The 21,814-nt window shown below is 52.8% G+C and carries 15 protein-coding genes; 3 read left to right on the forward strand and 12 right to left on the reverse strand.

Going from position 1 to position 21,814, the window contains the following annotated elements; all coding sequences use genetic code 11:
- Positions 1-96 precede the first annotated feature (96 nt).
- Positions 97-1,521, reverse strand: coding sequence for a PTS galactitol transporter subunit IIC (locus HMPREF1493_RS05630; RefSeq protein ID WP_035428511.1), 1,425 nt, complete (start codon positions 1,519-1,521; stop codon positions 97-99).
- A gap of 84 nt (positions 1,522-1,605) precedes the next feature.
- The gene (locus HMPREF1493_RS05635) at positions 1,606-1,887 is read right to left on the reverse strand and encodes a PTS sugar transporter subunit IIB (RefSeq protein ID WP_035428512.1); all 282 of its coding nucleotides are present in this window, start codon (positions 1,885-1,887) and stop codon (positions 1,606-1,608) included.
- Positions 1,888-2,234: 347 nt separating this feature from the next.
- Here HMPREF1493_RS05635 and HMPREF1493_RS05640 point away from each other — a divergent pair, with 347 nt between their 5' ends.
- Positions 2,235-3,245, forward strand: coding sequence for a LacI family DNA-binding transcriptional regulator (locus HMPREF1493_RS05640; RefSeq protein WP_035428514.1), 1,011 nt, complete (start codon positions 2,235-2,237; stop codon positions 3,243-3,245).
- Positions 3,246-3,900: 655 nt separating this feature from the next.
- Here HMPREF1493_RS05640 and HMPREF1493_RS05645 read toward each other — a convergent pair.
- From HMPREF1493_RS05645 to HMPREF1493_RS05690, 10 genes are all read right to left on the reverse strand, one after another.
- Positions 3,901-8,655, reverse strand: a complete 4,755-nt coding sequence (locus tag HMPREF1493_RS05645; RefSeq protein ID WP_035428515.1) for a 2-hydroxyacyl-CoA dehydratase — start codon at positions 8,653-8,655, stop codon at positions 3,901-3,903.
- Positions 8,648-9,355, reverse strand: a complete 708-nt coding sequence (locus HMPREF1493_RS05650; protein WP_035428517.1) for a TetR/AcrR family transcriptional regulator — start codon at positions 9,353-9,355, stop codon at positions 8,648-8,650. Before HMPREF1493_RS05650 ends, HMPREF1493_RS05645 begins: the two co-directional genes overlap by 8 nt.
- 683 nt (positions 9,356-10,038) lie before the next feature.
- A complete protein-coding gene (locus HMPREF1493_RS05655) occupies positions 10,039-11,364 on the reverse strand; it encodes a pyrimidine-nucleoside phosphorylase (RefSeq protein ID WP_035428519.1) in 1,326 nt (441 codons plus the stop codon).
- 228 nt (positions 11,365-11,592) lie between these two features.
- Positions 11,593-12,141 (reverse strand): cytidine deaminase, encoded by a 549-nt coding sequence (locus HMPREF1493_RS05660; RefSeq protein ID WP_035428520.1) that lies wholly within the window; start codon positions 12,139-12,141, stop codon positions 11,593-11,595.
- Entirely contained in the window at positions 12,141-13,064 is a 924-nt protein-coding gene (locus HMPREF1493_RS05665; protein ID WP_035428522.1) for an ABC transporter permease, read from the reverse strand. Before HMPREF1493_RS05665 ends, HMPREF1493_RS05660 begins: the two co-directional genes overlap by 1 nt.
- Complete coding sequence (locus HMPREF1493_RS05670) at positions 13,054-14,256, reverse strand: ABC transporter permease (protein WP_035428524.1); 1,203 nt, start codon at positions 14,254-14,256, stop codon at positions 13,054-13,056. Before HMPREF1493_RS05670 ends, HMPREF1493_RS05665 begins: the two co-directional genes overlap by 11 nt.
- The gene (locus HMPREF1493_RS05675; protein WP_035428525.1) at positions 14,253-15,782 is read right to left on the reverse strand and encodes an ABC transporter ATP-binding protein; all 1,530 of its coding nucleotides are present in this window, start codon (positions 15,780-15,782) and stop codon (positions 14,253-14,255) included. Before HMPREF1493_RS05675 ends, HMPREF1493_RS05670 begins: the two co-directional genes overlap by 4 nt.
- Positions 15,783-15,930: 148 nt before the next feature.
- Complete coding sequence (locus HMPREF1493_RS05680; protein WP_035428528.1) at positions 15,931-17,004, reverse strand: BMP family lipoprotein; 1,074 nt, start codon at positions 17,002-17,004, stop codon at positions 15,931-15,933.
- Between the two features lie 163 nt (positions 17,005-17,167).
- Positions 17,168-17,878 carry a purine-nucleoside phosphorylase gene (gene deoD / locus HMPREF1493_RS05685; protein WP_035428529.1) on the reverse strand — a complete coding sequence of 237 codons (711 nt, stop codon included), beginning with the start codon at positions 17,876-17,878 and terminating at the stop codon, positions 17,168-17,170.
- Positions 17,878-19,068: a phosphopentomutase gene (locus HMPREF1493_RS05690; protein WP_035428530.1), complete on the reverse strand. Its 1,191-nt coding sequence runs from the start codon at positions 19,066-19,068 to the stop codon at positions 17,878-17,880. The genes deoD and HMPREF1493_RS05690 overlap by 1 nt, the downstream gene beginning before the upstream one ends.
- A 407-nt stretch (positions 19,069-19,475) precedes the next feature.
- On the opposite strand from HMPREF1493_RS05690, the gene HMPREF1493_RS05695 reads away from it, so the two are divergent.
- Positions 19,476-20,558, forward strand: coding sequence for a PfkB family carbohydrate kinase (locus HMPREF1493_RS05695; RefSeq protein WP_035428531.1), 1,083 nt, complete (start codon positions 19,476-19,478; stop codon positions 20,556-20,558).
- Between the two features lie 91 nt (positions 20,559-20,649).
- Positions 20,650-21,576, forward strand: a complete 927-nt coding sequence (locus HMPREF1493_RS05700) for a pseudouridine-5'-phosphate glycosidase (RefSeq protein WP_035428532.1) — start codon at positions 20,650-20,652, stop codon at positions 21,574-21,576.
- Positions 21,577-21,814 lie beyond the last annotated feature (238 nt).

Raw genomic sequence — 21,814 nt, forward strand, 5'->3', positions numbered from 1 at the left:
TTGGAATCGAGCGGTAAACAGAGAGGCTCGCCAAGCGGAACCTGGACGAGCCTCCTTGCGATTTTCTGTAGGCAACGAGGCCTGCTCGGGACGGGACTAAGCCTCCTGAGCCTCGTGCATTGCAGCAGCCTCCTTGAGGATGCGGCTACGGTTCCACACAGCAAGTGCGCAAGCGATTGCGCCGGTTACTACAACGCCAACGATTGGGTTGATGCTGGAGAACAGGACAAACAGGCCGGACAGTGGGCTGCCGCCGTCGGAAAGGACGGTGATCAGGGAAGAACCAGCAACGCCGGTGCTACCAACTGCAGCTGCGATGTCGAAGCCAGCCTGAGTTGCAGACTGTGTGATGAGTGGAGCAAGAGCGGTGGAGATTAGCAGGCCGATGATGACGGAAACAATGCCGATAATCAGGCCGCGGAAGCCGTTACCCTTGCAGACAGGAACTGCGACTGCGAGCATGTAGGTGCCAGCAGCAAGGTCAACGAATGGCAGAGTCTGGTTGCCAACTGGCTGAAGCAGAAGTGCAAACAGAACCATCAGAGGAATACAGATAAGAGCCAGGGACAGGGTTACTGGGTGGCCAACTGCAACTGCGGAGTCGAGGCCAATCCAGATGTTGCCGCGGTTCTTAACGCGCTGCTGGATGAAGTTAGAAGCTGCCTCGGAGATTGGCAGGAGGCCTTCCATCAGGAGAGCTGCCATACGAGGGATGAGGATCAGGACGGAGCCAAGGGTGACGCCGATAGTCAGGATCTTGGTAATGGAGCCTGCAATGTCAGCAGCGTCGAAATATGCAACACAGCCGATGATGAGGCCGATAACGGTGCCGATGAACAGTGGCTCGCCGAAGACGCCAAAGCGCTTCTGCATGGACTCAACGTCAATGTCGATGTCGCGAACGCCAGGGATCTTATCGATCAGCCAGTTCAGGCCCATAGCAACAGGTGCGTAAGCAAGCGAGAAGCCCTGGGAGATAGAAACGCCTGGCATGTTAAGTGCCTTCTGGACGTCCTTTGCGGTTGCGTCAGCAAGAACAAGCAGGATGACCTCGTCGATGATTGCTGCAGCAAAGCCAAGCATGATGTTGTTGGTAACGTTTGCAACAAGGGAGCCGACGAATGCGTAGTGCCAATAGTTCCAGATGTCGACGTTGACCGTCTGGGTGAAGTTAACCAGGACAAGAAGCAGGTTAACGATAAGTGCCAAAGGAATGATAACCAAACCAATGGTGGTGCCGAGTGCAATTGCTGCACCTGCTGGCCAACCGACGTCGATGACGTTGAGAGTCAGACCAAAGCGGTGAATCATCTCCTGAACTGCAGGTCCAATTGCGGTACCAAACAGCTGGTTGATGACGAGGTTAAGGCCGATAAAGCCAACGCCGACCATAAGGCCAGCCTTGAGGCTTTTACCAAAGCCTGCTCCCAGAGCGCAACCGATGATGGTCAGGATGATTGGCATCATGACTGCAACACCGAGGCCCTGAAGGAACGAGAAGAATGAAATTACTACTTCCACACTTACCTTCTTTCGAACAAAAAACAAACACCCGCCGCCGTTGGCAAACAGCCGTTGGCGAGCGGGTGTAAATTACCGAACTACTTACTTGAGGATGTCAAGAATCTGCTGCTCAGCAGCTGCCTTACCAATGGTAGTAAGGAAAGGAACGCCGCTGACATATGGGCAGGTAATGCTTGCAGGTGCCTCCGTAGTTGCAATGAGGATATCTGCATCTGCGCACTGGCCAACTGCCTCGCCAATGGAGCATTTAACAATGTTGTAAGTTCCAGCAAGACCGTTGGAATCGAGAAGATCCTTGACCTTTGCCTCAACAGCAGTAGAGGTTGCGATACCGGAACCACAAGCTACGACTACCTTTTTCATGTCTTCTCCTTCGAGACAGGACGGGGTTTCTCGTCCTAATATGTGGTTGATGCGCAAGCAGTTTCGCGGGACTGCGTGCGGGGCGCGCGATTGCCGTGCTGGTGGCTGCGTGCGGCTGCCGTGCTGGCGGCATCAACCGTTGTGCCGATGTTACCTGTTTATTGCCCGGGTTTCTCGGCGTTTACACACTTAACGTTGGTATTGTAAACAAATTAAACAAGATTGTCCACGTTGTTTTATCTATACAACTTTTATATAGTGGATGTATTAGTTTTATGAAGTACTTGCAGGTAAAACGTTTTTAACGTATTAGTTGAGTTGTTTATTTGACGTTTGAGGGGGACGCTATGACAAGGGTAAGCATCCGCGATGTAGCTGCTGAAACAGGCTACTCTCCTGCAACCGTCTCTAATGTCCTCAACGAAAAAGGCAACGTCGGAGCCAAGGCAACCCACATCATTCTGGAAGCCATTGCGCGCCTTGGGTACAGCCGCTCGGCCCAGATTTCTCGCATTATTTTTGCGATTGCGCGCGTCAACGGCCACATCGTCGACGAAAGCGCCTTTCAAGCAGGTGTTTATACCGGCATCGAACGCGCTGCTCGCAGGCTTGGACTGCCGTCGGCGATGGTAACCTTGGACCTCCCCGACCCCCTTACTAGCAGGAAAAACATTGCTGAGCTGGAACAAAACGAGGGAGCTGGCGTCGTTCTTCTCGCCACCGAGATTGTCTCCGACGATCAGTTTTCCTTGCTGGAGGAATTCAGCCTGCCGCTGGTGATTCTGGACAGCTGGAGCGACAAGCTGCCGTTTGACTGCGTGGTCACCGCTAACGAAACCGCAGCGTATCGCGCGTGCACGCTGCTGGTGGAGCACGGCCACGAGGCCATCGGGTACGTCGGCCACGTGGAGCGCTGCAAGAACTATCCCCTGCGTGAGCATGGCATGCGTCGTGTGCTGGACGACATGCGATTCCCGTTTGACGAGAACAACCGCGTGCTTGTCGACTCAACGCCCGAGGAGGCCTATCGCCAACTGGTCGATTGGCTGGAACAGAGGCGCAACTCGCTGCCTACCGCATTTTTCTGCGAGAGCGATAGTCTGGCAGCCACCGTTGTTCGCGCCCTACGTGAGCTGGGCATTGATGTTCCAGGTGATGTCTCGGTTGTGGGTTTTGACGACGACCGCATTTGCAAGCTGATCCAGCCGTCGCTTACCTCCGTGCACGTTCCCAAGCACGAAATGGGAGAAATCGCAGTTAAACGTCTCATTGACCAGACGACTGACGCCCATTACGCGCCATGTATTTCGCAACTCCACACCACCGTAGTTTCGCGCAAGAGCGTCAAGCAGTTGTAGCGCGTGAAGCGCAGGTAGATGGCTTATCTCTAGCCGATGGCGACCACGGGTACACACGAACCGCATGCTGTGGCGGACGAGTTGCAGGCGCTGGAACGCGTGATACTTGGGGATATGCAATGCTGTCACCGTAGCGATACGTCTTTTTCTCGGCTAGAAACGTCATTATGCATGAAATTGCATATTCGTTACGCTATATACACAAAATAATTCGGTGACGTGAATAATTACCGTTTTTGGAGCCTCAAGTGGTAAAAAATGCGTTTAGTTGGGAATGAAGAAATTTAGTTCAAATTTTTATATTTATGTTTGCCCAGGATAAGCGAAAAAGTTTTAACTATTTCTTTTACTAATTGAGTTGAAATGGCTCATTTTTAAAATGAATACTCCAACTAAACGCATTTTTTACCTTTTTGGGCCCAAAATCGTCAAAAATGAGCCCCAAACAAAAGTTTGGGGCTCATTAACGTGCAAATTACAACTTTGTAGCTGGCTGCGCACCAACTTCGCAGCCGATTACGCTGGTCGCGCGACCGGTCGGCGCTCGTTGCGCTTGCAGCCGATTACGCTGGTTGCACGACCGGTCGGCACGGGGTGCGCGCTCGCAGCCACGCGCTCGCCGCAGCTCTACAGCCCGTTCGCCGCGTCGATCGCGCTACTTGACGCCGGCCTTCTTCTTGGCGCGCTCGATAGCAGCCATCTGCTCCTCGGAAAGCCTAATGGAACCGTAGTCTTTTCCGTGGTCAGGCGCGGTGCGACCAAGATCGCCCAGGTTAGCGCCGGTTGCTTCCAGCGCAGACATGTGGTGAGAAGAGCAAGAGTGGCCGCCCTCACGAACAACGGAATCCAGGCCAAACTTGTCGCGGCCGGTATACGGCATAGTTGCGTCGTTAGTAACTGGATCGTCAGCATTTTCTAGCTTGAACTCGCCATTTACGCCGTTCTTGTAGTTCTCCTTAGCAACCGAAATCATCAGCTTGATACGGTTGAGCTGGTTAACCTCGGACGCACCTGGGTCGTAGTCGACAGCAACAATGTTAGACTCGGGGTGCATCTGGCGCAGGCGCTTGATGACCGCCTTACCAACGACGTGGTTAGGTAGGCATGCAAATGGCTGAGCGCAGACGATGTTTGGCGTGCCCGTCTCAATGAGGTCGCACATCTCAGCGGTGAGCAGCCAACCCTCGCCCATCGTGTTGCAGAGCGATAGAATCTGACCAGCTTTTTCGGCCAGCTCATCGATATTAGGGTATGGCTCAAAGCGCTCGGACTTCTCCAGCATCTTGTTGATTGGCGCGCGCAGACCCTGAACCATCTTAATACCTGCGATGTGCGTCATGCGACTCTTGAACGAAGTACCAAGCTCCTTGTGTGTGTTGATCGCGTTGGAGAGGCCAAACAGGAAGAAGTCGACCAGACCCGGAACGTTAGCCTCGCAGCCTTCGGACTCGATGACCTTGACCAGCTCATTGTTGGCCGTTGGGTGGAACTTAACCAGAATCTCGCCGACGACGCCGACGCGTGGCTTCTGGCGGTCATTGACCACGGGCAGGCTGTCAAACAGCTCGATGGTACGCTGGCACTGCTTGTAGAATTCCTTGCGAGAAATTCCGTTGATCTTGGAGCGTGTATCGGCCATGAGCTGGTCATACAGCTCATTTGCGGAACCCTTGACTGCCTCGTAGGGACGAACACGATACAGCAGCTGCATAATCAGGTCGCCGTATAGCAGCGCGTAAACTGCCTTGATGAGCAAATCGGGCTTGAACAGCTTGAATCCTGGGTTGTCCTCGTCAAGGCCGGAAGCGGCGGAGACGGAAATGACCGGAATCTCTGGATGACCTGCGTCTTTGAGCGCCTTACGAATCAGTGCAATATAGTTGGTTGCACGGCAGCCACCGCCGGTCTGCGAAATCAGAACTGCGGTCTTGGTCAGATCGTACTTGCCCGAGAGCACTGCCTCCATAATCTGGCCTGTAACCAGGATGGATGGGTAGCAGATGTCGTTATTGACGTAGCGAAGGCCCATGTCAACGGCGCCCTGGTCGACCGAAGGCAGCAGCACAACGTTGTAGCCCGCACCCTTCAGCAGCTCCTCTACCAGCTCAAAGTGGATCGGCGCCATCTGCGGAGCCAGGATGGTGTAGCCCGCTTCCTGCATCTCCTTGGTGTAGCGAACCTTCTCGTAAGCTGCGGATTCTGCCTCGCGGTACACGGGCGCACGGCGAGAAGAACTAGCGCTCCTGGCCTTTTCCAGAGAACCATCGGCCATGCGAACGCCCTGTGGAACAGCCTCGGTAACCAGACCGGCAGCTGCAAGTCGCTCCAGCTCTGCCTGCTGCTCGTTCAGGGCAGCCATCAGGGAGCGGATACGAATTCGCGCAGCACCCAAGTTGGAAACCTGGTCAACCTTGAGCATGGTGTAAATCTTGCCCGAAGCCTCAAGAATCTCCTGGACCTGGTCGGTGGTCAGTGCGTCAAGGCCGCAACCAAACGAGAAGAGCTGAATGAGGTCCAGGTCGTTTCGGGACGCAACAAAGCGAGCCGCACGGTACAGACGCGAGTGATACATCCACTGGTCAACAATACGGATGGGGCGCTCAGGCATCATCTTATGAGCAATGGAATCCTCGGTGAGAACAGCAAAACCAAACGAAGAGACCAACTCAGGGATAGCGTGGTTAATCTCTGGGTCGTTGTGGTATGGGCGACCTGCAAGAACAATACCGTGAGCGTCGTGCTCCTCAATCCACGCAAGAGCCTCATCACCTGCGCGGTGCATCTGGTCCTTGACGTTGATATCTTCCTGCCATGCAGCCTCAACAGCGGCGTCAATTTCGGCGCGCGTGATGTGCTCGCCACGGAAGCGACCCTTACCTACCTGGGCGTCCTTCTCGCGCTGTTCGCTGATGAGCTCGTACAAACGACGCTTGAGCTCGTTCTTCTTGTCATACGGAATGAACGGAGCCATGTACTGGATGGAAGGATCGGAGAGTTCGTCCACGTTGAGGCCCAGCGCCTGAGGGTAGCTCATGACAATTGGGCAGTTGTAGTGGTTGGTTGCGGAGTCGTCCTCCTTGCGCTCCCAACGAATACACGGCATCCAAATGAAGTCTGGGTCCTTGGCCAGCAGATTCATGATGTGGCCGTGGGAAAGCTTCGCGGGATAGCAGGCGGACTCAGAAGGCATGGATTCGATACCTGCGTCGTACGTCTTTGCGGTGGTCTGGTCGGACAAAATGACCGAGAAGCCCAGCTTAGTGAAAAACGTGTGCCAGAACGGATAGTTCTCGTACATGTTCAGCGCGCGAGGAATGCCCACTGTGCCGCGAGGTGCCTCGTCTGCAGGAAGCGACTCGCGATCAAACAGCAGCTTGTTCTTGAACGCAAAGACGTTTGGTGCTTCGTTCTTCTTAGCACCACGCTTCTTACCTGCGCCTTTCTCGCAACGGTTACCGGTGATAAACCTGTGGCCGCTGCCAAAGTCGTTGATGGTAAGCATGCAGCTGTTAGGGCAGATGCGGCAGTGCGTGTTGGTAAGTTTGACCTGCAGGTTGTCGATGGACTCGCGGTCAAGCAGGGTGGATATGCCGTCAATACCTGCGCGGTCACGGGCGAGAAGAGCGGCGCCGTAGGCACCCATAACGCCTGCAATGTCGGGACGGATAACGTCTCTACCGGTGAGCAGCTCAAAGGCACGGAGCGTTGCGTCGGACATGAAGGTACCACCCTGAACAATGCAGTGCTCGCCAATCTCGCTGAAGTCGCGGAGCTTAATGACCTTGAATAGGGCGTTCTTGATGACGGAGTACGAAAGACCAGCAGCAACGTCGCCGATGGTTGCGCCTTCCTTCTGCGCCTGCTTAACGCGGGAGTTCATGAAGACGGTACAGCGGGATCCCAGGTCAACAGGGAGTGTTGCCTTGGTCGCAGCGGTTGCAAACTCGCGGACGTCCATCTTCATGGAGTCGGCAAAGGATGCAATAAAGGAGCCGCAGCCTGCAGAGCAAGCCTCGTTCAGCATGATGTGCTCAATGACGCCATCTTTGACCTGCAGACACTTCATGTCCTGGCCGCCAATATCAAGAATGAAATCAACGTCTGGGACAAATGCCTTAGCGCCACGCAGGTGAGCAACAGTCTCAATCTCGCCCGAGTCTGCACGCAGAGCCTCAATCAGGATACCCTCACCATAACCGGTGGTAGTGACATGGCCAATGATGCAGTCGGAAGGCATCTCGTCGTAGATGGAGTCCATAATTTTGCGAGCGGTACCCAGGATATCGCCATTGTTATTGTCGTACCAGGTGTAAAGAAGCTCGCCCTTCTCGCCAACAACAGCAGCCTTCATCGTGGTAGAACCTGCGTCGATGCCAATGAACACGCGTCCGTGGTAGTTGGCCAGCTGGCCTTTGGGGACTACCTCCTGGTCGTGGCGGGCCTTGAAGTCGTCAAAGTCCTGCTGAGTAGCAAAGAGTGGGTCCAGACGAGCAACCTCGGAGCCCTGGATGTCCTTGAGGTTGTCCAGTGCCTCCATGACCTGCGTAAAGGTGATTGGGCGGTCGGACTCGCCCGCCAGAGCAGCGCCCGTTGCAACAAAGAGGTGGGCGTTCTTTGGCAAGACGATGTGCTCGTCGTCCAAGTTAAGCGTGATGTAGAAGCGACGGCGCAGCTCAGAGAGGTACTGCAGCGGGCCGCCGAGAAACGCGACGTAGCCGCGGATAGGGTGACCACAGGCCAGGCCCGAGACGGTCTGGTTTGCGACAGCCTGGAAGATGGAAGCGGCGATGTCGGCGGGAGCAGCGCCCTCGTTGAGCAGCGGCTGAACGTCGGACTTAGCAAAAACGCCGCAGCGAGATGCAATTGGGTAGATCTGCTTGACGTCTTTTGCCAGCTCATTGAGGCCAGTTGCGTCGGTCTTGAGGAGAGACGCCATCTGGTCGATGAACGCACCAGTACCGCCCGCGCAGGTACCATTCATGCGCTGCTCAATGCCGTTGTCAAAGTAGATGATCTTTGCGTCCTCGCCGCCCAGCTCAATGGCAACGTCGGTCTGAGGGATCAGCGTCTCAACAGCGCGCTTGGAAGCGATAACCTCCTGGACAAACTCCAGGTCAAGCCATTGCGCCAAGAGCATTCCGCCGGAACCGGTGATTGCGGCGTACATGGGTGTCTCGCCAATGTGCTTCTGAGCTTTAATAAACAGGGAGCGCGCGGTTGCGCGAACATCGGTGTGGTGACGCTCGTAGTTTGCGTAAACCAGCGTGCCGTCCTCGTCGATGACGGACAGCTTTACGGTTGTGGAACCAACGTCGATGCCCAGCATAAGGTGGGCCTGAGACAGGTCAAGTGGGACGTTTGGTGCCAGCTCGGCACCATTCTCTACCAGCTCAAACTTTGGACTAATCATTGTTTTCCTCTCCGAGAACAAGAGTTGCAAGCGCAAATCGTGGAACGTCTAGCTTGATTGGTTTGCCGTACAGATCGCCAGGTGCAACAAACATGAGGCCGGTCATAAGGCCTGCCATCTGCTCGTCGCTCTCGCGCATGCCGCCGATTAACCAGCGGATAAGGACGCCGACCTCGGCAGAAATTGCGAAGGTCAGATAGTAGTCAAAGAAGGGACCAAGTGCGCGCGGATCAAGATCGTGCAGGGCGCGCTGGGCGATAACCTCGTGTACCAGGTGCTTTAGTTTGTCCTGAAACGCGGGATCGCCGCCGTTACCCAGCAAGGGGCGCAGGTAGAAGCCGTGCTTGCGAATGCTTCGAAGCATCTCCGTTGCGCCGGGGCATGGCTTGTAGGAGTCAATGGCCTTCTTGAGCTCGACAAGGTTCACGCGAGCGAGCTGCTCAACAGCAGGTCGGAGCTCTGCTAGCGCTTCCTTTTCGATGTGGAGCACCAGGTCAGGGATGTCTTTGTAGTGAGAATAAAAGGTTCGACGCGTGAGGCCAGCGCGCTCCGTTACGCCCGTGACGGTCACGGAAGTAAGGTCGCCGGTAGCGTCTATCTCTTCTGCCAGGGCTTTTCTGAGCGCCGCACGAGTTCTTGCGGTGCGTCGATCAAGCTTGCAAGCTGACAAAACAGCAGGTGCAGACAATGTTTGCGTCATACGTTTCTGAAGCCTCTCCTGGTTGCAGGTACGTACTGGGTGCGCGGGCGCGTGTGAGCGGCGCGGGTGGCGCGGCAGCACAACAACACAACAACACCGTAGCACCCGATTTATTGCACATACTGAGTATTATTACACACTCTGTGCAATAACTGCAACCACGAGAAGAGCGATTTTCTCGCCAAGCCTGCTCTGTCTGCTGAGTTTCTATTTTGGCCTGCAAGCTTGCCTGATGTCTTCAAAGATTCTGTAGCTTTTGCCTGAAAACATAAAAGAATCTGTGGATTTGCCTGATTTCATCAAAGAATCGGTGTCTCAAACACCGATTCTTTACACTTTTTAGGCGGGGTTTAAGGCGGGGTTTAAGGCGTGTCCGAGCTCACCCTTCCAGGGAGCCTGATGTTATCGTCATGTCTGAACAATTTGCCGGAAAAGTGCACCATATCTGAGCTATTTGCCGGTTTTTCTCGCCATGTCTGAGTAAATTTACTCAGACTTGATGCACTTTTCAGGCTCACGTAGCGTTTCTGGCGAGAAACCCCGCGCACTCCCCGCCGGCGCTTCGCGCGCTTGACCTGCAAGTTTGCCTGCACACGACGCTGTTACCACACAAAAAAACCGGCGCTCACCTGCGTGAACACCGGTTTGACCTGCATGTTATGTGGAGCTTGGACCCCGTACGCTTACGCGAAGCGCTCGACGCCGTCCTTGGAGACGCGCGCGAAGAACAGCGGTTCCAGCTCGGGAGCGTTCTCGCCAAAGACCAAAGCCTCGCGGAAGATGCGCTCACCCTCATCAAGACGGCTTTCATCGCCGGTCAGAAGCGTTGCAATGACATCGCCCTTCTCGACATAATCGCCGGTCTTGCGCTCGAGGATAATACCTGCTGCAGGGTCAATCGGATCGCCTTTCTTCTCGCGACCGGCGCCCAGAGCAACGGAGGAAATGCCCACCAGCTCAGCGTTCATGGAAGTGATATATCCGCTGGTCTCAGCCACAATGTCGCGGCGGAATGGCGCAGCTTCAAACTTGGTGGTGTCAAAGATGACCTCGTCGGTGCCGCCTTGAGCCTTAACCATCTGGGCCAGCTTAGCCAGGCCCTCGCCGTTTGCAATCTGCTGGCGAGCCAGTTTACGGCAGTTCTCAATACTTCCCTTACCTGCGAGGTTAAGCATGTTTGCAGCAAGCTCAACGCAGACATCGGTCAGATCCTCAGGACCCTCACCCTTAAGCGTGGCCACTGCCTCGATGACCTCGAGAGAGTTGCCAACGTTTTTGCCAAGAGGACGATCCATGCCGGTAATCAGCGCTGCAGTGGTACGACCAACGTGCTCGCCAATAGAAACCATGGCATCTGCCAGCTCAATTGCGGAGTCAACGTCCTTCATAAAAGCGCCGGAACCGCACTTAACGTCCAGCAAAATGCAGTCGGAGCCGGAAGCGATCTTCTTGCTCATAATGCTCGACGCAATCAGAGGCACCGAATCAACCGTTGCGGTAACGTCGCGCAGGGCGTAGAGCTTCTTGTCCGCGGGGACAAGATTGCCCGTCTGACCTGCTACGGCAACGCCAATCTCGGATACCTGCTTAAAGAAGTCAGGCTCGGAAATCTCAATGGAAAGACCTGGGATTGCCTCAAGTTTATCCAGCGTACCGCCCGTATGGCCCAGGCCACGGCCGCTCATCTTAGCAACCTTGACGCCAAGAGATGCAACAAGTGGGCCAACAACCAGCGTGGTCTTATCGCCAACGCCGCCGGTAGAGTGCTTATCAACCTTGATACCAGGGATTGCCGAGAGGTCCATCATGTCGCCGGACTCAGCCATTGCCATGGTCAGGTGAGCCGTCTCGTGCGCGGTCATACCCTTGTAGAAGATGGCCATCGCAAGCGCGGAGGCCTGGTAATCGGGAATATCCCCAGCTACATAGCCCGAGACAAAGTAGTCAATCTCGGCGTCGGTAAGCTCGCCGCCATCGCGCTTCTTTTCAATCACGTCGTACATGCGCATAGTTGAACCTCTTTTCGCTGTTCGCGTTCGTTGCTGTTCGCGGCGCCGTCAGGCGCGTTCGTTGCTGTTCGCGTTCGTTGCTGTTCGCGGCGCCGTCAGGCGCGTTCGTTACTGTTCGCGGAACTCTCTAGTAAAAGAGCCGGTAGCGAGAAACTCTACCGGCTCGCAATTTCATGCAACCTACCAGGTTATCTGCACCCGCAAGCGCAGGCTGCTTGATACCGCAGCTTACTGGTTGCCTCCGCCGTGCTCGCCGCACCCGCAGCCACAACCGTGCTCGTGACCACCGTCGGCACCCTTCACGGCGTCGTCACCCGATGCGCCAGCAGGACTGGACCCGCCCAGATCCTCGGGACCAAATCCCATAGGCAAGATGTCCTGGAGCAGATACTCGCGAGGAGCTGCATCTGCCTTGCCCAACACAATACGGAATGTTGCAGGGTCACACCACTCGCGAATCACCTGCCTGCATACGCCGCAAGGAGTGCACCAAGCTGTTGGGGCTTCTCCCTCAGGGCCACCAACAACCGCAATGGCCACAAAATCCCTGCGACCCTCAAACACCGCGCGGAAAAACGCCGTGCGTTCAGCACAGTTAGAAGGCGTGTACGCAGCGTTTTCTAGGTTGGCGCCACCGTACACGGTACCGTCGGAGCACAAAAGCGCAGCTCCAACAGCATAGTGAGAGTACGGCACATAGGCGTGATTGCGCGCCTCAATAGCAAGCTGAACAAGCGCCTCGTTAGAAACGTTGCAAGATCCCTTAACCTCAGCCATTATGCACGACTTCCCTTGATGTATGGCACGCCATCTGCCTTAGGCGCAACGGATTTACCAACAAAGAGGACCAGCGTAATGATGGTGATGAAGTAAGGAAGCATTGCAATAATCTGGCTTGGAATTGGAGTTGCGCCGCCGCCAAGAAGAATTGCTAGTGCCTGGGTAAAGCCAAAGAGCAGGCAAGCTGCGTAGGTGTTCAGAGGCTTCCACTTACCAAAGATGACAGCTGCCAGTGCAATAAAGCCCTGACCAGAAATAGCTGTCTGAGTAAACTGGGAAATAATTGCCAGCGTTACGGATGCGCCGCCAAATCCTGCAAGCACACCAGAAACAATAACGCAGAGGTAGCGAGTCTTACGAACGCTAATGCCCAGCGTCTCGGATGCGTGTGGATGCTCGCCAACGGAGCGAATACGCAGGCCCCACTTGGTACGGTAAAGCACAAACCAGACGAGAAGGGCGGTCAAAAGTGCAAGCACCACAGTAATGTCGACGTTCAAGCTGGAATAAGGTGTGTCGTTAAAGGCACCCTCACCAAAGAGCTTTGGCAGCTTATTGACTGCTGGAGACATTGCAGCGCCATCAAACAAGAGACGGCAGGCAAACAGAGCAATGCCAGGTGCCAGCAGGTTAATTGCAACACCAGAAACTGTCTGGTCAGCGTTAAACGTAATAGATGCCATGGCGTGCAAAAGCGCAATAAGACCGCCTGCAATACCTGCACAAAGGAAGCCAATCCAAGGGTTTCCGGTGAGGTAGCTGCCTGCAACGCCTGCAAAGGCGCCAACGCCCATCATGCCCTCAATACCAATGTTGACAACACCGGAGCGCTCGGAGACAACACCGCCCAGGGCACCAAAAATAAGAGGCGTCGAGTACATGAGGGTAACGGAAACAAGAAGAATCAGGTTAGTGAGCATTGTTTGCCTCCTCCTGAGAAGGGTCGGACGCATCACTCACTTGAGCAGCAAGCTTTGCCTCTTCTTTCTTAGCCTTCTGGGCACGCTTGTGATCAAGACGGTCGGCAAGCATTGGAATAACGCCACCCAGAGCCATAAAGAACACGATGGTACCAATAACAATGTTGATAATCTCGGAAGGTGCACCAACCGTCTGCTGAACCGTCTGTCCACCATAAAGAAGGCCAGCAAACAGGAAGGACGCAGGAATACATGCCACAGGGTTGCAGTTGGCGATAAACGCAACGGACAGACCGTTAAAGCCGTTGTTCTCAAATGCTGCCAGTGTTGCAATACTGTGAGGAGCAATACCGGTGATGGTCAGAGCACCTGCAAGTCCGCAGAGTGCACCAGAAATAGCCATGCAGAGCGTAATGTTTTTCTTAACGTTGATGCCGGTAAACTGTGCAGCGTCGCGGTTAAAACCAACAGCACGCATCTCATAACCAACCTTGGTGCGCATAAGCAGCCAGCCAATAAAGATAGCTGCGATAATAGCAACAAAAATACCAATGTTTACATCGGTACGCATAATAGCGTCGCCAATAACAGGAATATTGCGAATTGCCTCAGCACCGTCCTCGGAATTCTTCATGCCATAGAACAGTGTGGTGTAGCCAGACTCGTTAATAGAGTACGAAGAAGTTGAGTTTGGCTGGTGGAACTGTGGAAGAGAAACCACAAAGTTGCAGAGGTAGAGGCTGATCCAGTTAAACATAATGCTGGTAATAACCTCGTTGATGCCAAACTGAGCCTTAAGCCATCCAATAATGGCACCAATACCTGCGCCGCCTGCGGTACCAACCAAAACAACTACAGGAATCTGCAGCACAGGAGGAAGATCAAGACTGTAGCCAACAATAACGGCGAGGATAGTACCTACAATGTACTGACCCTCAGCGCCAATGTTAAAGAGGCCAACGCGGAATGCAAAAGCAACAGCAATACCCGTAAAGAGCAAAGGTGTTGCCTTAATAATGACGTTAGAAATATATTTTGGCTTACCTACCATGCCGCCAATAAGAGCCTCAAACGAGCTGATAGGGTCATAACCTGCAACAACCAAAATAATAGAAGCAACCAACAGGCCAACAAAAATAGCAACAATTGCTGACGTAATGGGCTTTCTCATTATCTTTGTAAGTGTACTCACTCGGCGTCACCTCCTGCCATCAGCAGGCCAGCCTGCTCTTCAGTGATAGTACCTTGGTCAAACTCGCCAACATTCTTGCCGGCGTAAATAATTGCCATCTTATCGGCAACGTCCATAATCTCGTCCAGCTCAAAGGAAATCAGCAAAATTGCTGCTCCACGGTCCCTCTCGCGAATAAGCGCTTTATGGACAAACTCAATAGCACCAACGTCAAGACCGCGCGTTGGCTGAATGGCAATGAGGACGTCTGGGTTGGAAGAAACCTCACGAGCAATAATAACCTTCTGCTGGTTACCACCGGAAAGTCCCGCAGCCTGATGATCTGCGCACTCTGCCGGACGAATATCAAACTCGTCAATAAGCTTCTGAGAGAATTCTTTGATCTTTGCCAGGTCAAGTGCAATACCCTTGCCAAAGGTCTCCTCGTTGTGGCGCTCAAGTACCATGTTCTCGGCAACCGTAAAGGGCAGAACCAGACCCCAACGATGACGGTCTGAAGGAATAGTTGCAACTGCGTGATCAATAACCGTCTTAGGGGTTGTGCCCTGAATCTCTTCACCTTTAACGGTAATGGTACCCGACTCAGGTTTGACCAGTGCGTTTATGGCATCGGCAAGTTCTTTCTGGCCGTTGCCGTCAATGCCTGCAAGACCAACAATCTCGCCGGCACGAATATCCAAATTAAAGCCGTTTACCTGCTCAATGCCGCGCTCGTCCTTGACGTGGAGGTCCTTAATAGAGAGAACAACCTCGCCAGGAGTTGCTGGCTTCTTTTCTACATGCAGGTTAACGTTTCTACCCACCATAAGTGTTGCAAGCTCGGTCTCGGATGTCTTGGAGACATCAACGGTGCTCATGTACTTGCCGCGACGAATAATGGTGCACTCGTCAGCAGAAGACATAATCTCTTTAAGCTTGTGAGTAATAACAATGATGGTTTTACCTTTGCTTACCAGGTCATGCATGATCTGAATAAGCTTCTCAATCTCCTGCGGTGTAAGAACTGCCGTAGGCTCATCAAGAATCAGCGTATCAGCACCGCGATACAGGGCCTTCAAAATCTCAACACGCTGCTGCATACCAACAGAAATGTCTTCAATCTTGGCGTCAGGGTCTACGTCAAAGCCGTATTCCTCAACAATCTCCAGGACCTTCTCACGAGCTCGCTTTGGATCAAGGACGCCACCAGCCTTAGTGACCTCGTTGCCCAAAACAATATTTTCTGTAACAGTAAAGTTCTCGACCAGCATAAAGTGCTGGTGAACCATACCAATACCGTGAGCGATAGCATCGGTTGGGCCAGAAATGGATACACGCTCTCCGTTGAGGTAAACCTCGCCCTCATCAGCAGAATACAGGCCATACAGTACGTTCATGAGCGTACTTTTACCTGCGCCGTTCTCTCCTAAAATGGCGTGGACAGTTTGCTTGCGCACGTTAAGGTCTACGGCGTCAAGAGCTTTAAACGATCCAAAAACTTTGGTAATGCCATGCATCTGAACAGCGTAATCCGAACTGACTTCCACGAGCCACCTCCTTTACACACTTGCGAGAGGTGAGGAGTGCCAAAGAGCACCCCTCACCAGCAAATCCAAACTCATCAGCCTTTTGGGCCTGTCAGACGGCAAAACCATCTGGCGAGAAACCCCAGGGCTCAAAAAACTAAGTCAGAGCTTAGCTCAAAGACTTAACGTATTTGTCCAACTCATCCTTGTTTGTAGGAGGAACAACAGAGCCAGCCTTAATCTTGTCAAGAAGATCAGTAGCAGCCTTGTAGGTGTCCTCGCCCATGAGGTGGTGCTCCTCAGAAATTCCGACAGCGTCCTCGGAAGCGCCCAGGGAAATGGTGGTGCCACCCTTCTGGCCGTCCTTCAGGATCTTCTCGGAAATCTCAACAATAGCAACGTTAACGCGCTTAAGAGCGGAGGTCAGAACGTTCTCTGGAGCAAGATATGCCTGGTCACGGTCAACGCCGATAGCAAGCTTGTTTGCGTCCTTAGCTGCCTCAATAACGCCAGTTCCTACACCACCAGCAGCGTGGAAGACAATGTCGCAACCATCGGAGTACATGGAGTTAGCAATAGCCTTGCCCTTTGCTGCGTCAGAGAAGGACTCTGCATACTGTGCAGAAATCTCAACGTTGGTGCCCTTCTCCTTGTTTGCATAAGCAACACCGCCGCGGTAACCATACTCAAACTGGTCGATAAGTGCGGAAGAAATGCCGCCAACAAAGCCAACCTTGCCAGTCTTTGTGGTGCGAGCAGCAATGTAGCCAACAACAAAGGAAGGCTCCTGAGCGCGGAACATAACGCCCGTGAAGTTAGAAACCTGAGAATCGTTGCCGTTGTCGATGATAGCAAACTGGGTGTTTGGATTGTCCTTAGCAGCCTTAAGAGTTGCGTCTGCCATAGCAAAGCCAACGCCCCAAACAAGGTCGGACTCAGCGTCAACAGCCTTATCAAGGTTGGTTGCGTAATCGGAATCCTGCTTGGACTCAAGGTAGCTGACATCCCAGCCGTTCTTGTCCTTGAGCTCGGTCATGCCCTCCCAAGCGGACTGGTTAAAGGACTGGTCATTGACACCGCCGGTATCGGTAACCATGGTGAGCTTCTTTTTCTTCTCACCTGATGCCTTCTGGCCACCATCGTCCTTCTTCTGGTTGCAGCCTGCAAGACCTGCAAGTGCTGCAAATGCGCCAACGCCGGTTGCGCCGGTCACAAAACTACGACGAGAAACGTTCTTGTTCATTCCGTGCTCTCCTTACCTCATGTGGCGGGAACGTCCAGCTTGTACGCTGGATCTTTATGAGAAGTTGACCAAACTCCCCTAACTTAAGCGGAAAATCCGCATGGTTCCAAAACAAACAGCAATGGCAAACTGCCTATCTGCGATGCTTTACGCAACAAATGCCTTAAGCAACAACAGAAAGAGCAACCTCCATCATCTGCGTAAAACTAGTCTGACGCTCTTCAGCAGTAAGTGCTTCTCCTGTAAGAGGCAAATCAGAGATAGTTAGCAGCGTAAGCGCATGCTTATGGGCGTACATGGCGTTGAGATACAGGGCTGCCGACTCCATCTCAACGGCAAGAACATCCATGCTTGCCCATTTTGGAAGCGAGTTGTTTACGGTATAGAACACGTCGCTTGCCAGGATATTACCAACGCGAACGGGATAACCCAGTTTCTCTGCACCAGCAATAGCCTTGCTCAACAGGCCAAAGTCTGCGGTAGGTGCAATGGTTCCAGGCATTCCGTACTGTGATGGATAATTAGAATCAGTGCTGGAAGACATGCCAATAACAATGTCTCTAAGCTTTACCTCAGGAGCAAGGCCGCCAGCGCTACCAATGCGGAGGATGTTATCAACTCCGTAGAAATTAAAGAGCTCGTAAGAATAAATACCAATGGAAGGCATACCCATACCAGAACCCATAACGGAGACTGGCTGTCCCTTGTAGGTGCCGGTGTAGCCAAACATATTGCGAACGGTGTTGAACTGCTCAACGTTCTCCAGGTACGTGTCTGCAAGAAGCTTAGCGCGCAGAGGATCGCCTGGCATGAGGACGGTCTTAGCAATCTGGCCCTCAACAGCAGCGTTATGGGGAGTTGGGGTAGTAGCCATTAGTTCTCCTTAAGAATCTCTGACAGGTGAGAAGTTCCAACACCAAGTTGCTCAACACCAAAATAATCAAGGATTGTCTCGGCCATATCGGCAAATGTGGTGGTTGTACCAAGGTTAGTGTTTGGCTTGACCTTTGGACCCGTGATAAGCAGTGGCACGTACTCACGAGAGTGATCAGTAGATGGTGTTACCGGGTCACAGCCATGATCTGCGGTAATAATGAACAGGTCGTCCTCACGAAGACCCTCAATAATTTGAGGAATGCGCTCATCAAAATAAGAAAGAGCGTTGGAGTATCCCACAGGATCGTTACGGTGACCGTAAATCATGTCAGTATCAACGAGGTTGGTGAAGCACAGACCGTTGAAGTCTTTGCTGGTAGCCTCAATAGTCTTCTGAATTCCGTCTGCATTGCAGGTAGTAAACTCAAACTCAGTCATGCCACGGTGAGCAAAGATGTCATAAATCTTGCCAATAGAAAGAACGTCAAAGCCGTTCTCTTTAAGGCGGTCAAGCATAGTTGGGCCCGTTGGCTCAAGCGAGAAGTCATGACGGCGAGAAGTGCGCTGGTATGGCCACTCCCCCTCAAAAGGACGAGCAATAACGCGAGCAACACCGTGCTCACCCTGCAGAATCTCGCGCGCAATGCGGCAATACTCATAGAGTTTCTCGGGACTTACCACGTCCTCGTGTGCAGCAATCTGGAAAACAGAATCTGCTGAAGTGTAGACAATCAGAGCACCGGTCTCTACGTGCTCTTTACCAAAGTCTCTAATAACATCAGTTCCGGAGTAAGGTTTGTTGCAGAGAACCTTACGGCCCGTCTTCTGCTCAAACTCCTCAATAACCTCCTGTGGAAAACCATCAGGATAGGTTGGGAACTTCTTTGGAGAAATGACGCCTGCCATCTCCCAGTGACCAACCGTAGTGTCTTTACCAGCGGATTTCTCCTGCATGCGAGCATATGCGCCCTCAGGAGACTCAATTGGTTTCAGATCAACGTCATAAACGGTATCAAGTGCTCCATCAATATTAAGAAGGCCCAACTTTGTCATATTTGGAATATTGAGAACACCACTTGTTGCGCATGCACAAAGGGTATTACTACCCTCATCTCCGTATGCCGCCGCATCAGGCTCTTCGCCGATGCCAAAACTATCAAGAACAACTACAAAAACACGTTTAGGCATACTACCTCCTAAAACGCCCGAAACAAGCATTTGCGCACGATACATACGCAAGCTAACTTATGTGGACGAGTCATTACTATTCATTAAATATATTATTACAGTTGCATAACGCTGACGCCCAATTTAGAGAGATTTTCACGATACAACCGTTTGCAGATACTAAAATTCTGTAAACGGTACGCAGCAAATGCTTAGAAAAATCAAGCAGGTAAAACCAACATGGCGAGGAAATCTTTGAGTTCACCAGGGAAAAATTTAATGAATTCATTCTTTACAGACTCTAGCTGCTGTCTTATCGTTGTCCAAAGCAAGGTTTAAGCACTAGCTTAAATAAGATAAGCACCTGTTTAGAAGTTTTATATAAGCACCTGTTTAGTCGGATTCTATTTTTGCTGCTAGGAGGCCTGATGCTCACCAATCGAGAACAGATGATTTTCAACTGGATTAAAGAGCAGCCTTCCATTACTCAGAAGGAAATTGCAGAGCGCGCAGGTATCTCGCGTTCTTCTGTTTCGGTTCACATCTCCAACCTTACTGCAAAGGGCGCAATTCTGGGCCGCCGCTACATTCTGAGCGAACGCCCCTACTTTATTGTGATCGGTGCCGCCAACATGGATATTGCTGGCCGCCCAGACGCTTCCCTTGTGGCTGGAGATTCAAACCCTGGCAAGGTCACCATGTCCTTTGGTGGCGTTGGCAGAAATGTTGCCCACAACCTGGCTCTTCTCGAGAGTGACGTTCGTCTGCTCACCGCTTTTGGCGAGGACTATCGTGCGCGCGAGCTCAAAGAGGGTTGCCTGGACTGCGGCATTGACATCGACGCTTCAATTACCGTGCCGGGCGCTTCCACTTCCACCTACCTCTTCATCATGGATGAGCACGGTGAGATGCAGGAAGCCATCAATGACATGCAGATTTACGAGTATGTCACCCCTGAGCGTATTGAGGAGCGCCTGGACGTTATCCAGCACGCTGCGGCCTGTGTAATTGACACCAATTTACCTCAGCAAACAATTGAGTTTATTGCCAAAAATGTGACTTGCCCTATCTTCTGCGATCCCGTTTCTTCCATCAAGGCGCAGAAGCTCAAGAAGGTCCTGGGCAAAATTCACACGCTCAAGCCAAATCGCCTTGAGGCCGAGATGCTCTCGGGCATCAAGATCACTGACGATACCTCCCTTGAAGCCGCGGCTCACGAGCTACTTGCAACAGGCCTCAAGCGCGTGTTTATCTCCCTTAGCGAGAAGGGCCTTCTCTGTGCTGATCACGAGAAGACCGTCCGCTTGCCACTGCTTCCTGCAAAGCTGGTCAACATGACCGGTGCGGGCGATGCCATGATGGCAGGAATTACCTGGGCGTATACTCAGGGCATGACGCTTGAGCAGACCGGCCTGATAGGCATGGCTGCTTCCAGCATGGCCATTGAGGGTGAGGACACCATCAACGGTGAACTCAACGTTGAAGAGGTCATCAAGCGCGCAGGTATTTAGCGCGTCTGCACGGCACTGCACGTCTGCACGGCACAGTACGTCTGCACGACACTACTTTCGGTTCCATTAGTCGTTTACGATTGGAGTATATATGTCTAACCTGAAGGATTTTCTCGTTGTATCTGACGAGGTCAAAGAGGCTCTTGAGCAGAACAAGCCTGTTGTAGCTCTGGAGTCCACCATCATTTCTCACGGTATGCCTTACCCACAGAACGTCGAGACCGCTCTGAAGGTTGAGCAGATCATCCGCGACAACGGTGCAATTCCTGCAACTATTGCAATTATTAACGGCCAGATGCGTGCCGGCCTTTCCGCTGACGAGATTGATTACCTGGGCAAGAAGGGCCGCGAGGTTGCTAAGGTTAGCCGCCGCGACCTCCCTGTTATCATTGCTGAGAAGAAGGACGGCGCAACTACCGTCACTACTACCATGATGATTGCTCACATGGCAGGCATTGACGTCTTTGCAACCGGTGGCATCGGTGGCGTTCACCGTGGCGCTGAGACCACCATGGACATCTCCGCTGACCTTGAGGAGCTTGCACAGACTCCTGTTATGGTCATTTGCGCTGGTGCAAAGTCCATTCTTGACCTTGGCCTTACCCTTGAGTACCTGGAGACTAAGGGCGTTCCTGTACTTGGTTACCAGACCGAGGAGCTTCCTGCGTTCTACACTCGTAAGAGTGGCTTTAGCGTTGACTACCGCGTTGACTCCCCTGCTGAGCTGGCAGAGATCTTCACTACCCAGCAGCAGATTGGTATGAACAGCGGTCTTCTGGTTACCAACCCAATTCCTGAGCAGTACGCAATGGATAAGGACACCATCGACGCAGCTATCGAGAAGGCCCTTGCAGAGGCAGAGGCAAACGGCATCCACGGCAAGGAGTCCACACCATTCCTGCTGGCAAAGGTTGCTGAGATTACTGGCAACAACTCCCTTGAGTCCAACATCCAGCTGGTCTTCAACAACGTTGCTCTTGGTGCAAAGGTTGCTGCAGAGGTTTGCAACCGCAAGTAAGTACTCGCACGCGCTGCGTGAGCACCACGTAAGTACACGTGCAAGCACCGCGTAAACATCGCATTTCTTTTGGCCCCTACGTCATTTTGAACTGCCTCTCATTTCTTGGACATAAGAAATGGGAGGCAGTTCATATGTGAGTGATTATGATTCTGCAGCGTGTTAGCGTCAGCTTTTAGGCCTGGCGCACAAAATAGCGCAGCTTTGGTAGGTTCTGCTGAAAAATTGACATGTTCTT

The sequence above is a fragment of the Atopobium sp. ICM42b genome, assembly GCA_000564995.1.
Classification (GTDB): domain Bacteria; phylum Actinomycetota; class Coriobacteriia; order Coriobacteriales; family Atopobiaceae; genus Lancefieldella.